The following is a 13453-nucleotide window of genomic DNA, read 5'->3' as shown; positions in this document are numbered from 1 at the left end:
CCTGATGGGGTCCGTTAGTGGTACAGGCCGTCCTTCCATGAGATAGACACGACGCGATTGGCTTTGGTCCACTCGCTGTAGTCGTGGTAGCCCTTCCAGCTGAAATTGGAGTGGAAAGAGCACCAGTCGCGAGCGAAGTGGTAATGAGTCTTCTGCCAGTTCGCTTCCAGCTTCAAGCGCGTGTAGTCGACGCCGTCGTTCAAATCGTATTTGCGGTACAGCACCACCGCTTCCGGTTTGAAGTCTGACGTCATCACTGTCGGCAATTCGCTGGTCGGGATGAGGTTGTTGATGCCACAGCCCCAGAACAGATAAGTCCATGCGTAAAGCAGGTTATCTTTCGGCGGCGTGCGGTGTTTGATGGTCTGGCTGACGATATTCCAGGTCACGCCTTCGTTGCCCTGGTCAAAATCGGTCACCGTCTTGAACTCGTCCTGATTGTAGGTAATCCGTGTGCTCCAGGAGACGCCGCCATTAATGCTTGGCGATTCCTCGTTGAGCGTAAAGCCCAGGTTGAAGTCCGTTGATTCGCTCACCTGAGCGCTGGAGATAGTGTTGGAGGGAGCGTGACTCAGGTGGCGCAGTCTGGAGCCGTCCTGATATCCCACTTTTAGCTGGAACGCGGTCGGCACCGTATAACGGTAGTCCGCGCTGGTTCCTGACTCATACAGAGTCTGACGGGAAGGCACGTTGGTCATATCGAACCCCGAGCCTCCGTTGAGCACCAGTTTTACTTCCTTGATCCCTTCAGGATAGTGCGACTGGTTCCAGGCGTTTTGCACGGTGTAAACGAGCCGGATACGTTTGCTCCTGGCGTCGCTGTCATCCAATTCGTACAAAGTGCTGGTGTAAGATTTAATAGTGTCTCCCGCGTGGGCGAGGCCGGCTGTGAGACACAGCCCGGTTAACACTTTTGCATACAGCTTTGCGGTTCTCATACTTATTTTACCTCGCGTCAGCTTTTACTATTTTTGTTGTTGGCCTATGCAGATTGAATTAAGAAAAATCAAAAAGAACAGGCTTCTGTATCGTATAAGTAGGTTTTTTGACCTGCAATTGGCTCATGATAGGTTGTCATGTTGAGCCCTGATGATGGCGCGAAAAGATAACCCTTAAACTAACCGTCAAAGGCGAAATAAGCGCGGAAACGACGTTTCTGAGAGAAGGAAATAAGGCTGTACGCCATGTGTGGCGTGGTATTTGGCCGCTTAACTATTGCGTGAAGAGAAAGGGCGGCGCGAGTGCGCCGCCCCTGAAGAAAGCTGAACGTTATTTGGTCTCTTCTGGCGCCGTGTTGGGTGTGGCGGCGGTATCCGCTTTTTTCGCACGAGGCGTTTTGGCGCTACTTGGTTTTTTGGGCGCAGCGGCTTTAGCAGGTTTGCTCGCAGAGGTCTTGGCCGCGCCGGCTTTGGTCGCTGGAGTTTTACGCGCAGGACTTTTAGCGGGCGTTTTCTTGGCGGCTGGCTTTTTGGCTGTGGTGGTCGCTGCTGTTGAACCCGTTTTCTTTGCGGTGGTTTTTGCCGCAGCGGGTTTGCTGGCGGGCGTTTTTTTCGCCGCTGGCTTGCGGGTGGCGGTTTTGGTTGTAGAGGCTTTTTTCGCGGTGGACGTTTTCGCTGGCGCTTTTGCCGTCAACGCTGCAACCGGCGCGGGTTTTTTGAGTGAGGCCAGGCCCAGACGGTCCATGAACTGTTCCTGCAGCGCATTGATCTCATTGACCACTTTCTGATATTCAGCCTGGATTTTCTTGAGCTCCTTTTCCCGCAGCTCTTCCAGTTCTTTAATCAGTTTCATCACCGGCTCTTTAATCTGCTTTTGAATTTCTTCCGCTTGCTTATAGAAATCCGCAAGAATCGCCTGTATCTGCTCAGTGGCTTTATGCAGTTCTTTGGAAACCACGTCTCCTAACTTTTCGATGTTCTTTTTGACGATGCCCTTCTCTTTTTTTGCCATTGTGTTACTCCAGTGTGATAAGCCAAGCGTTATATATTTTTCGTTGAAACCGGCAGGCAGTCGATGCATCCGGAATCCCTTTCGCGACAGGTTATTTCTCTATCGTTCAGCACAAGAAATAACCTGATAATGTCCTGCAACTATTATGGGAAATATTTGAATATTCAACCTAATTCCAGGACTAATCGCTGTTTTTTTGACCTTTAACGACGCTCATAACAAATTTCTCTATCTCGGTGATGACAAAGACGCTGGAGCCCACGAGGGCGATGGCGAGCCAATCCGACAGCGATAAGGCGGTGGAACTGAACAGGCGTTGCATCGGCGGCGCATAGGTAAAAAGCAGTTGGAAAAGAAGCAGGATGGCGACGGAGTAGAGCGCCATTCGGTTGCTGGTTAGCTGGCGCCAGGACGTGATGTTTTCCATGAGCATACGTGTATTGAAAAGATAAAAAATCTCAAACATCACCAGCGTATTCACCGCCACCGTACGCGCGTGTTCCAGAGATGCGCCAGTGGATTGCGTCCACCCAAACAGACCGAAAGATCCGAGCACCATAATCAATGACACACTGAGCACCCGCCATAACAGCAGCGGGTCGAGCAGCGACTCGCCGGGCCGTCGGGGAGGGCGCGCCATGATATTGCGCTCCGCCGGTTCGAAAGACAGCGCCAGCGCCAGGGTCACCGCAGTGATCATGTTGATCCAGAGAATCTGCACTGGCGTAATTGGCATGGCGACACCAAGCACGACGGCGGCGAGTATCATCAAGGCTTCGCCGCAACTGGTAGGCAGCACAAAGACAATCGCCTTTTTGAAGTTGTCGAAGATGCGGCGGCCTTCCTCCACAGCGGCGGTGATCGTGGAGAAGTTGTCGTCCAGCAGAATAATCTGAGCGGCCTCCTTGGCGACCTCGGTTCCCTGACGTCCCATGGCGACGCCGATGCCCGCTCGCTTCAGCGCAGGCGCGTCGTTGACTCCATCGCCGGTCATGGCGACGATTTCTCCCGACTGTTGCAACGCTTCCACCAGCCGCAATTTGTGTAATGGCGTGGTGCGGGCGAAGATGTTGCAACGCTGCGCCGCCGCTTTCAACGCTTCGTCATCCAGGTTGTCGATGTCTGCGCCAGTGACGACGCCCTCGCCGACTGGAAGATGAATGGATTCAGCAATGGCCTGCGCGGTTTTAGGGTTATCGCCAGTGATCATCTTGACCACGATGCCCGCCTGCAAGGTTTTCGCCAGCGCAGGAGCGGTCTCCTCCCGTGGCGGATCGATCATTGCGACGGCGCCGAGAAACTGGATGTTCGCCAATGGTAACTGGGTAGGCAGTGCGGCAATGGCGTCCGGCGTCGCTATGTAAGCGAAGGCCAGCAGGCGTTGTCCTTGCGCTGCGCGTTGATTGAAGCGCATGTTCCAGCGCTGAGTTTCTTCTTCGGACAGCGTTGTCGAACAGAGTTGCAGAACTCTTTCCGGGGCGCCTTTAATGCAGATGAAGTGGCTGCCGTTACTATCGTGGTGGAGCGTCGCCATGAACAGGTTATCGGCGCTAAACGGCAGCACATCCAGCCTGGGGTGGTCTTTGCGGGCTTGGGCGCTGTCCCAGCCGGCCTTGGCGGCGAAGGTCACCAGCGCCGCCTCAGTAGGATCTCCCTGAGGCGTCCAGATATCATCCTGTTTATGAATGTCGGCGTCGTTACAGAGCAACGCCGTCAGACTCAGGCGCGCCAGTTCGGGGTGATTCTGCGCGCTGACCAGACGCTCATCGAAGGTGATTTCTCCATGTGGATCGTAGCCGGCCCCGGAAACATCCATGCTGTTTTCGCCGGCATCGAGACTGACCACTGTCATTTCATTCTTCGTCAGAGTGCCGGTCTTATCGGTGCAGATAACGGTTACGGCCCCCAGTGTCTCTACCGCAGGCATCCGTCGTACGATCGCGTTGCGCTTCGCCATCATCTGGACGCCGAGGGCCAGTGTGATCGTGAGGATCGCGGGGAGACCTTCCGGGATCGCCGCGACGGCCAATCCCACCGCCGCCAGGAACATGTCCGCTGCGCTGTAGTCGCGTAACCAGTACCCCGTCATGAAGCACACGGCAGAAAGCAAAAGAATCCACCAGGATAGTTTTGCGCTGAATTCCGCCATCTGTTTCAGCAATGGCGTTTCAATGGCGTTGACCTGGCGTAGCAGAGCGCTGATCTTGCCGAACTCTGTATTTTCCCCAGTGGCGACTACCACGCCATGTCCCTGGCCGCGAGTCACCAGGGAGCCTGCATACGCCATGCAGGTGCGACCGGCCAGTTCCGTATCCGGCGGGGTAGGCTGCGTTTGCTTGCTAACCGCTTCCGACTCGCCTGTCAGCACGGCTTCACTGATATGTAAATCGCTGGTCTGAATGAGGCGCATGTCGGCGGGAGCGCGATCGCCAGCTTGCAGGAGCACGATGTCGCCAGGAACTAGGACGCTGGCCGGGAGAGATTGCAGACGCCCGTCCCGGCGCACACTGACGGTAAAGGTCACCATGCGCCTGATAGCCTGTAAGGCCTTTTCGGCGCGACCTTCTTGTAGGTAGCCGATCAGCCCATTAATGATCACCACCATCAAGATCACACTGGCGTCCAGCCAATGACGCATGATCAGGGTAATGGCGGCGGACAGCAGCAGGACGTAAATGAGCGGGTTGTTGAACTGGCGCAGCAGCCTTTGCCAGGCGCTGTCCCCAGACTGTTCCGCGATGATGTTTTCGCCATGACGGCGCAATCGCTCTTCCGCCTCGCTGGAGCTAAGGCCATCTGCACTGGTCTTCATGGCGGCCAGCGTTTTCTCGATGGGCGATGCATGCCAGCAGTCCGGTGGCGTCACATGCGGGAGGCCGGAAATGATCTCGCCTGGAGCAGGCGAGGGGCGTTGAGGAATATGAAGTCCGTTCACAGTATCGCCTTAATCAGTCAATGCGTAGAGATCAAAATTTGCGCCGAGACAGAGCGAACAATTTTTTTCATCGATCGCTGGAGTAGCTTATACAGGCTGATAGCCATGTATGACGGCGTTGTGTCAGTCACTATGCATAGAGCGGGCTGGCGAATACCTGTCAGGGATCAAATTTTCCCATAAGTATGGGATTGTTACCTTTGTCATCCTTCCCTACAATTGGCGGCGAAATCACTTCGTCAGCGAGGAAACCATGCGCCAGGAAACGTCCGCTCTGATCGACGAGATATATCAATTGACCTTGGATATGAGCAAGTATTCTCCCGAGTTGGAGAAAGATAAAGCCGAACTGGAGTCGAAGCAGGAAGAGGTTCGGATTTTATGGGAGCAGCTTGCAGAGTTGGTTTGCGCCGAGCACGTTTGATCCACGTCGGCTGAATTAAATCATCTCAGGTTGAAAAATTAGGGCGGTGAAGACCGCCCTCAAAACGCTATGGTTACATGACCTAACGTAATGTGGCTTTAGCGGTTGTCAGAACAGTTTGTCAGTTTGACCCCCGTTGCAGGGTATTTCACACATAAACCCTGAAAGCGCCAACTAGGGAAATCCCCAGTTGCACTTGAACCGCTCAGTGGTTTAAACCGCTACCGCCTTTTGCATCATTCATCCTGTTGTGTGTAGCTGGTCCCGCCTAGATTGAACATGCCGGTATCTTTACGGCTGTTGTTCGGGAAAAAGAAGAACCTCATGCGTTCTTTACGACCATCGTCGAAGCTGAATTCAGCCTGATATCCTGTCAGGCGGTAAACACCTGAATGCTGTGAGTCGCTTTTGCCGACCATAGTCTGACTGACGCCGCCAGCGGATTTATTCAGTTCGAAGCGACCATTTCGATGCAAGGTGATGTCCCTGGCGACGAATACCTGGCTACTAAGTCCGCTGACGCTCTGCGTGCCAAATGTTCCTAACATTTTCCAGGTACCTTCCAGGGTTTCGTCGGCGTCGGCGGGGAAGACGGGATAAATATCTTCCGGCTTGATTTCCCGGGGCTTCCCGTTCGGTAGCTGAAACTGATATCCCGTCCCTTGCGCTCGCCAATACCCCCAGTCTTTTTTCCGGGCCTGTTTGCAGGCGGGTATGTCGAGATCTGCGATCGCCGCGTCCATGTCCCGATACAGCTCGCTGTTTTTGAATAAAGTGTAAGGCTGAAAATGGATCAACATCATGCTGCCGTTATACTGGTGCTCACGGACGGTGAAGATTTTTTCTATGTCGCTGCTTTCAGGGCTAGCGTCAGTAGAAGCGCAGGCCAAAGCGCTTTGTGAAAGCAGGACGGGATGCGCAGGATGTGGCTGTATCGTTTGATTATATCCGGGTGAATTGGTTGCCGGTTGTTTATGAGAGGCGTCTGTAATAGCTGCGTACAGTTCAGGGTGCATTCGCATTGGATTGAAACGAACGTCTTCAAGCACGTCTGAGTATGTATCACAGAGTAAGTCTCGATCCTCATTCAGCTTTGCGCGCAATTTCTCCTCTACCTGTAACAGACTGCCGTCAATGGCAGGAGTGCGCTGTTTCAGGCTGTTTACGGATGCTTCAATCAGGTCCGCCTGATTTCGCTTACAGCCAGGATTGGTAATTCGACGAGTTGGCCTTGACGCCACAAAGGCGGCGCAGAATGTCCATGGTTAGCACGGGGGTATAAAGCGTCATCACGGTTTCCACGCTGGGAGACGTCGACGCAAAAGCAGAAGAGGCCCCAGGCGGGCTGCTCAGAAACAGAAGCACGCCGAGCAGCATCGAAAAAGGAGCGGATTGGGCGTGGCCCCTGATGTTAATTCTTGTCGAAGTCATTGAACCTGGCTGGAGCATCGTCAAGTAGTGGGCTGGTAAAGCTAACTAATTGAAGGGCAATAGATAAACTAGGGTTTCTCCCAGGTGTTTTCCTTTTGATTAAATCGTTTACCGTAATGCCTCGCATCAAAGCTCTGGCGTGTCGGCGAATGTAATTGAGGTGAGCAGTTTTTGCTGTCGCTGCGTTTCGATTGCAACTCTTCGCCGGGTTTGCGTCAGCCTAATGAGGAGACTTTAAATGAGAGTTCCTGGAATTCTATATTCCATTTTTTTACCGTTGTTGTGTCTTTGGGGACATACCGCTAAGGCGTCCGGTGATGCACTGGATGATATCGCCGGCTCAATGAACTCCGCGTTTGAAATGGCGCTGAGTGAGACTGACAATACGGCTTCAGCCGCTGGCGGCGATAATGGAGCTGTGCCTGAAAAGGGCGCTTTCTTCACCCCATCAAAAGAAGTCAGTGCTGAGATCAAAGAAAAAATGATCGCAGAAATGCTGAAAAAAGTTCCCGCCGATAAAGAGGCTGAACTGCGTGCGGCATTCGCCGAGATCGACATCATGCAGTTGATGGGCGATGCGGTGAAGAAAGACGGTTATCAGGCTAATGATCTGGCTCTGGCCATGGCGGCCTGGGTCACCACATCCTTTAGCATTCTCAACGATCAGGAAACCAACGACGCTGAAGATCGAGCAGTATGGAAGCAGTTTCGACAGGTGATTGCGACAAACCCTTCTCTTGCCGGACTATCCGATCGGGATAAGCAAGTTACGGCGGAGACGCTGTACTGGTACTCCGCATTCGCCGCCAACGACTATCAGCAAGCCAAAGCGGGGACACCCGGGTGGAAGTTGGACGAGGTCAAAGACTATGTGAAACGTGATCTCAAGGCGCGCAAAATTCACCCCGAGCTGGTTACGATTTCCGCTGAAGGCGGTTTGGTTGCTCGTAAGTAATTTCGCCGTGCAGGGACGCACAGCCTTCTGTTCTTTTACTCATAGCCCAAAGATAACCGGACTAGATCCTGTACGTTACGAGCCCCCAATTTGCTCGCCATGTTGGCGCGATGCAGTTCCACGGTTTTCACGCTAATGCCAAGGATATCTGCAATGGTTTTATTCAGTTTTCCGGCGCACACATGGGTCAACACCTGGCGTTCCCTGGGGGATAAGCGTCCCAGCTTTTCCTTGGCCGCCTGTGGGTTGCGCAATGCGGACCCGGGTTCTGAAATAGCGCTTTTCACGGTTTCCACCAGAATGGAGTTTTCGAAAGGCTTTTCCAGAAAGTTCGCTGCGCCCATGCGCATGGCGCTGACGGCTAAAGTGACGTCTGCGTGTCCGGTTATGAGAACGACGGGAATGGAAATACGACGTGCGCGTAGTTCCTCCATCAGCTCCAATCCATTCATGTCAGGCATGCGTAGATCGGTCACGACACATTTGTCGCTCAATGGAATGCCTGCGTCTTCCAGTTGCTGAAGTCTCGCCAAAAGGCCTGTGGCCCGGTTGAAGTCTTCTACCTGCAAGCCGGCCGCCTCCAGCATCCAGACGGTGGAGCGGCGAAAGTCTTCGTTATCGTCTACTAATAAAATTTGTGCTGCGTTCATGCTTGTCTCTTCGAAAAGATGTATCCACAAAAATAATCTGCAGGGCCGCGTTTCTAACGGCTTGCCGTCACTTAGTCAGGAGGGCGTACAGGCGTCGCAGTTGCGGCTAGAGGCAAAGTGAAAGAGAAGACAGAGCCGCCATCGAGGTTATCCTTAAACTCCAGCGTTCCGTGATGAAGTTCGATAAAGGACTTGCTGATAGCGAGGCCTGCACCCATGCCATCAGGTTTGGTCGTGAAGAAGGGAGTGAACAGGCGATTGCGGAAATGTTGGGGAATGCCGCAGCCTTTATCTGTCACGCTGACTTTAACCCGGTCCTGGGAAATGACTTGGGCGTCCACAATGAGTTCACGTTCTTGGATTGGCGTGTCGCGCATGGCGTCCAGCGCGTTGCGAATCAAATTTCCCAGGGTTTGCTCGATCATGATTCTATCCACGCAGACATTAGGTAGGTCCGTCGCTATCAGCAGGCGGGTCTTGACTTGGCGTCGATGAGTTTCGAGTTGAAGAAGCTCCAGCACGCCGCTGGCCAACTGGCGCAAAGAAATTTCATCTGCGCGCGGCTCTCTCGACGTTACGAATTTACGGATGCGGGCAACCACGGCCGCCGCCTGATGAGCCTGCCGAATAGCAAGCTGCACGGCTTCTTCCGGCTTATCGACGCCAGTATGCTTTTTAAGCAGTAGCTTGGCGGCGTTAAGGTAATTGAGAATTGCGCCGATGGGCTGATTCAGTTCATGAGTCAAGGCTGTCGCCATCTCGCCAATCGACATACTTTTGGAGGCTTGCTGCAACTGGGCGTGCATGTCTTCAGGTCTTAGCAGCAGTAGCGAAGGCTCTTCCACTTTCTGCGCCGATAACAATAATTTCACGCCTTCGGCATCATGAAACGGCGCGCTATTTAGCGTATAAAAAGCGCCGGTTTCCGGGTGATGCGCTTGCAGCGAAAACGCGTCGCCTTTTAAGTGCGCCTCTTTGCTTTCAACAGGTTGAAATAGCTGCAGAAATGAGTCGCGATGCGACGTCAGGCGAGATTGCGTTTTTTGGTCGCCACTAAACTCACGTAGAAATAAAGTGTTACAGGCGATGAATTCACCTTGGCGAGAATGCACGGCGGCAGGATAGGGGAGAGCGTTCAAGAGTGGATATTTTGCACCGCCATGGGAGGCGTTGGCGGCTTTGGATTCCTTGTACGCAATGATGTCAGGCTGATACGCATTGGCTGCAAGCCTGTTTTTTAACATAAGCATCTTTCTGTCCTCCCTGCACTGTCAGATACCTGGATTAAACCTCGCATTCCCTAATTCTGATGAGCGAGAATGCCGCTTAATCCGAACGTCAAACTGGCGGTTATCCTAAATGCCTTGCGCGACGAGGCGCAATCATATATTCGGACTATTACCATTTGGTTATCTCTTGTGTTTGCAATAAAAATCTACTCATTGAGCCTTTATTTTCATATGGTTACTGTGTTTGGATGAATCTTGTGTGACGCTATTGACCTGATCTTAAAACTGTATGAATATACAGAGGCTAATTTTAGGAGGCGACAAAATGGCCGTAGTGACCCTGTATATGAGTGACAGAGACCCATCACAACAGATGTTTAAATCCAAGAAAGAAGCTGACGATCATGACAAAAAGCTTGAGCTCGCCGAAGGCGTGTCTCATTTCCTGGCGCAACGCCTGACTTCTTTGAATGAAGGTTTGGCGGAAGAAATTGGCATGCTGGTCGCTAATCACAAGGAAGCGTTCGCAACCGCGTTCAAAGGCAAGGTTGACGTCTTGTTTGAAGAGTCGCCAGAGTCTGCTCCCAGCGCAGAAGAAGAGACTAAAGAGAGCGCCAAGGCTAAAGACAGCGGCAAAGTGCGGGCGATAGCCGGCAAGGGCTGATGAGAAGGGACGTTGTCAGCGTCCCTTGGATGTAAACAGTCTAAAGCTGAATGTTTTGCGTCACCACCGCCGGTGTTTGTTGCATGATGATGTCGCCTGCGCGAATGGAGGCTGTCACCACGCTTTGGCGGCGCAAGACTTCATAGTCGTCAGGTCCGTCCAGCAGGATGAAGTTGGCGGGTTTGCCGACTTCTACCCCGTAACGGTCCTGAATGTTCAGCACTTTGGCGCTGTTATGACTGATCAGGTCCAGCGCATTACGATAGTCGTCATAGCCCATCATGTGGCATATGTGCAGCGCGAAATCCAAGGTGCGCAGCAGGTTGCCATTGCCGAGGGAATACCATGGGTCCTGAATGGAGTCTTGCCCGAGACCGACATTGAGGCCCGCTTCTAACAGCTCTTTCACCCGAGTGACGCCGCGACGTTTGGGGAAGTTGTCGAACCTGCCTTGCAAATGAATGCTTTCTGTTGGGCAAGATACAAAGTTTATCTGTGACATTTTCAGCAGGCGGAATAGACGACTGCAATAGGCGTTATCGTATGAGTGCATCGCCGTGGTGTGGCTGGCGGTTACCCGGTGGCCCATATCGCGCTTCAATGCTTCCGCCGCCAGTACTTCCAGGAACCTGGAGCCGGGATCGTCTATTTCATCGCAGTGCACGTCGACAAGGCGGTCGTATTTTTCCGCCAGATCCATAAGGATTTTGACTGACTCCACGCCATAGTCGCGGGTGAACTCGAAATGAGGAATGCCGCCAACCACATCGACGCCCATCTCGACGGCTTTTTCCATCAATTGAACGCCATTAGGGTAGGAGAGAATACCCTCCTGTGGAAACGCCACCAGTTGCAGCTCAATCCAGGGCGCTACTTCCTGTTTAATCTCAAGCAGGGCTTCCAGCGCCGTCAACGTTGGATCGGTGACATCCACATGAGAACGTACCGCCTGCACGCCGTATTGAGTCAGCATTTTCAGAGTGCGACGAGTGCGTTGCTTAACGTCTTCATGGGTCACCATGGCTTTGCGCTCAGACCAGCGCTCTATGCCCTCAAATAATGTGCCGCTCATGTTCCAACTAGGCTCGCCCGCGGTGCCTGTCGCGTCTAGATGGATATGGGGCTCTACAAAGGGGGCGCTGACAAGACGCTCGCCAGCGTCCAGCAAAATTTCCACGTCCGACTGCGGAAGCTCCGCCATGGGCAATATGGCGCTGATCTGGCCCTGGTTAATCTGAATGGCGTATAAACCGTCCTGGCCGCGTAAACGGACGTTGGTGACGTATTTCATTGAAGGGCTCACCTGATTATTTATTCTGAAGCGGACATTTTCCGTAAATGACCTGCAACTGTCGACAGCTTCCAGCAATATCAGGTGTTAGCAATATCAAATGACAGGCGTGAGAGGTTGTAATGATGGGACGTCTGAGAGGGACAAAAAAAGGGCCCTGATGCAGGGCCCAATGGGGTATAGAGTTAGACGGCTTCCTTTTGATTGCTGTCGGCGGCGATTTGGGCGTGTCTGCCCACCGTCGACAACAGCGCCTGCAGGGTGGCGGTGGTGGTGTCTTCCGCCAAAGCGGCGGCGCTGAATGGCGCGCCGTTGATCATGACTTTGATGCAGGCGAGGGCGTTGGCGTCGGTGCCTTCGCCAAGCGCGAATTCATCGTAAGCCTCTACGGCGATGCTGATGCGGTAGCGACTCTCCAACGCGGCGGCCACCGCCTCCACGCCGCCGTGACCTTGGCCGCGGATGCCGGAGATAATGGCGTCGTCGCCGAATTCAATTTGCACCTGCACGGCTTCGTCAGTTCTATGCATATCGTAGGTGCGCAACCGCCATCCTTTGGGCGTGCTCAGATAGCGTTCCTCAAACAAGCGGTGAATGGTGCGGGAGTCAATTTCACCGCCTTCGGACTCCGCTTCATGCTGCACGACTTTGGCGAATTCGATCTGCAACCAGCGCGGCAGACTGATGTTGTAATCGCGCTCCAGCACATGAGCGACGCCGCCTTTGCCGGACTGGCTGTTGATGCGAACCACTTCTTCGTAGCGTCTGCCCAGGTCGAAAGGATCGATAGGCAGGTACGCCACGTTCCATACGTCGTCCTCTTTACGTTTATGCAGACACTTGCGAATCGCATCCTGGTGGCTGCCTGAGAACGCGGTGAAGACCAGGTCGCCAGCGTAAGGATGGCGCGGGTGCGTGCTGATCTCAGTGCAAGCCTCGACAGTATCGATAATCTCGGACATATCGGACAGATCCAGCATGGGATCAATGCCCTGGGAATACAGGTTCATGGCCATGGTGACCAGATCCATGTTGCCGGTGCGCTCACCGTTGCCCAGCAGGGTTCCCTCGACTCTGTCAGCGCCCGCCATTACTGCCAGTTCCGCCGCCGCTACGCCGCAGCCACGGTCGTTGTGAGTGTGCACGCTAACAATAACGTGTTCCCGTTGATGGATGTTGTCGCACATCCATTCGATCTGGTCGGCGAATACGTTAGGCGTCGCCATCTCAACCGTCGCAGGAAGGTTGATGATGACTTTGCGGCCGTTTTCCGGGCGCCATACAGCGTTCACGGCGTTGACGACTTCGACGGCGAAATCCAGCTCTGTGCCAGTAAAGCTCTCCGGTGAGTACTCAAAACTCCACTGGGTTTCCGGATGCTTTTCAGCGTGCGCCAGCACTTCCTGGGCTCCGCTTACCGCAATGGCTTTAATGCCTTCGCGATCCAGCCCGAATACCTGTTCGCGCTGTACGGTGGAGGTGGAGTTATAAACATGAACGATCGCTTGTTTGACGCCCTGCAGCGCTTCATAAGTACGTGCGATCAGCTCGGGACGCGCCTGCGTCAGCACCTGAATAGTGACGTCGTCCGGAATGCGATTTTCTTCAATCAGCTTGCGGCAGAAATCAAAGTCAGGCTGGCTGGCTGCGGGGAAGCCGATTTCGATTTCCTTAAACCCACATTTCACCAGGAGGTCGAACAGTCGCTGCTTTTGACTAACGTTCATTGGCTTGATCAAAGCCTGGTTGCCGTCGCGCAGGTCAACTGCGCACCAGATGGGCGCTTGTTCGATAACCTGATCCGGCCAGCGGCGGTCCGCCTTACGGATAGGAGTGAATGGACGATATTTGCGGTGGTCGAAAGCCATGGAAATCAGCCTCGTAAGTCTTCCTGTTCGAATTGAGCGGGCGTTAGTGTTTCCCG

At 53.6% G+C, this 13453-nt stretch carries 11 protein-coding genes; 3 read left to right on the top strand and 8 right to left on the bottom strand.

What is annotated here, in order from left to right:
* Positions 1-14: 14 nt before the first annotated feature.
* The 3 genes from KP814_RS00610 to KP814_RS00600 all read right to left on the bottom strand — a co-directional run bounded on the left by KP814_RS00610 (position 15) and on the right by KP814_RS00600 (position 4885).
* Complete coding sequence (locus KP814_RS00610) at positions 15-938, bottom strand: leukocidin family pore-forming toxin (protein WP_216734933.1); 924 nt, start codon at positions 936-938, stop codon at positions 15-17.
* Between the two features lie 331 nt (positions 939-1269).
* Positions 1270-1950, bottom strand: coding sequence for a hypothetical protein (locus tag KP814_RS00605; protein WP_216734932.1), 681 nt, complete (start codon positions 1948-1950; stop codon positions 1270-1272).
* A gap of 181 nt (positions 1951-2131) precedes the next feature.
* Positions 2132-4885, bottom strand: a complete 2754-nt coding sequence (locus KP814_RS00600) for a cation-translocating P-type ATPase (RefSeq protein WP_371824017.1) — start codon at positions 4883-4885, stop codon at positions 2132-2134.
* Between the two features lie 109 nt (positions 4886-4994).
* Between KP814_RS00600 and KP814_RS00595 the strand changes: the two genes are divergently transcribed.
* On the top strand, positions 4995-5309 hold the full coding sequence (locus tag KP814_RS00595) for a hypothetical protein (RefSeq protein WP_127969123.1): 315 nt from the start codon (positions 4995-4997) through the stop codon (positions 5307-5309).
* A gap of 236 nt (positions 5310-5545) precedes the next feature.
* Here the strand turns inward: KP814_RS00595 and KP814_RS00590 are convergent, their stop codons facing one another.
* Positions 5546-6550, bottom strand: a complete 1005-nt coding sequence (locus KP814_RS00590) for a hypothetical protein (RefSeq protein ID WP_216734931.1) — start codon at positions 6548-6550, stop codon at positions 5546-5548.
* 428 nt (positions 6551-6978) lie between these two features.
* Here KP814_RS00590 and KP814_RS00585 point away from each other — a divergent pair, with 428 nt between their 5' ends.
* Complete coding sequence (locus tag KP814_RS00585) at positions 6979-7695, top strand: DUF6683 family protein (RefSeq protein WP_216734930.1); 717 nt, start codon at positions 6979-6981, stop codon at positions 7693-7695.
* A gap of 35 nt (positions 7696-7730) precedes the next feature.
* Here KP814_RS00585 and KP814_RS00580 read toward each other — a convergent pair whose 3' ends face one another.
* Together KP814_RS00580 and KP814_RS00575 are read right to left on the bottom strand one after the other, a co-directional pair.
* Positions 7731-8345, bottom strand: coding sequence for a response regulator transcription factor (locus KP814_RS00580; protein ID WP_216734929.1), 615 nt, complete (start codon positions 8343-8345; stop codon positions 7731-7733).
* A gap of 71 nt (positions 8346-8416) precedes the next feature.
* The gene (locus tag KP814_RS00575; protein ID WP_216734928.1) at positions 8417-9595 is read right to left on the bottom strand and encodes a sensor histidine kinase; all 1179 of its coding nucleotides are present in this window, start codon (positions 9593-9595) and stop codon (positions 8417-8419) included.
* Between the two features lie 304 nt (positions 9596-9899).
* Between KP814_RS00575 and KP814_RS00570 the strand changes: the two genes are divergently transcribed.
* Positions 9900-10238 (top strand): YebG family protein, encoded by a 339-nt coding sequence (locus KP814_RS00570; RefSeq protein ID WP_216734927.1) that lies wholly within the window; start codon positions 9900-9902, stop codon positions 10236-10238.
* Between the two features lie 40 nt (positions 10239-10278).
* On the opposite strand, the gene codA is transcribed toward KP814_RS00570, so the two are convergent.
* Together codA and leuA are read right to left on the bottom strand one after the other, a co-directional pair.
* Positions 10279-11529, bottom strand: a complete 1251-nt coding sequence (gene codA / locus KP814_RS00565) for a cytosine deaminase (RefSeq protein WP_216734926.1) — start codon at positions 11527-11529, stop codon at positions 10279-10281.
* 185 nt (positions 11530-11714) lie between these two features.
* On the bottom strand, positions 11715-13397 hold the full coding sequence (leuA, locus tag KP814_RS00560; RefSeq protein ID WP_216734925.1) for a 2-isopropylmalate synthase: 1683 nt from the start codon (positions 13395-13397) through the stop codon (positions 11715-11717).
* Positions 13398-13453 lie beyond the last annotated feature (56 nt).

The sequence above is a fragment of the Hahella sp. HN01 genome, assembly GCF_018986435.1.
Lineage (GTDB): Bacteria > Pseudomonadota > Gammaproteobacteria > Pseudomonadales > Oleiphilaceae > Hahella.
The sequence above is the reverse complement of the archived record's forward strand: the minus strand, read 5'-3'. Positions and strand labels throughout refer to the sequence as shown.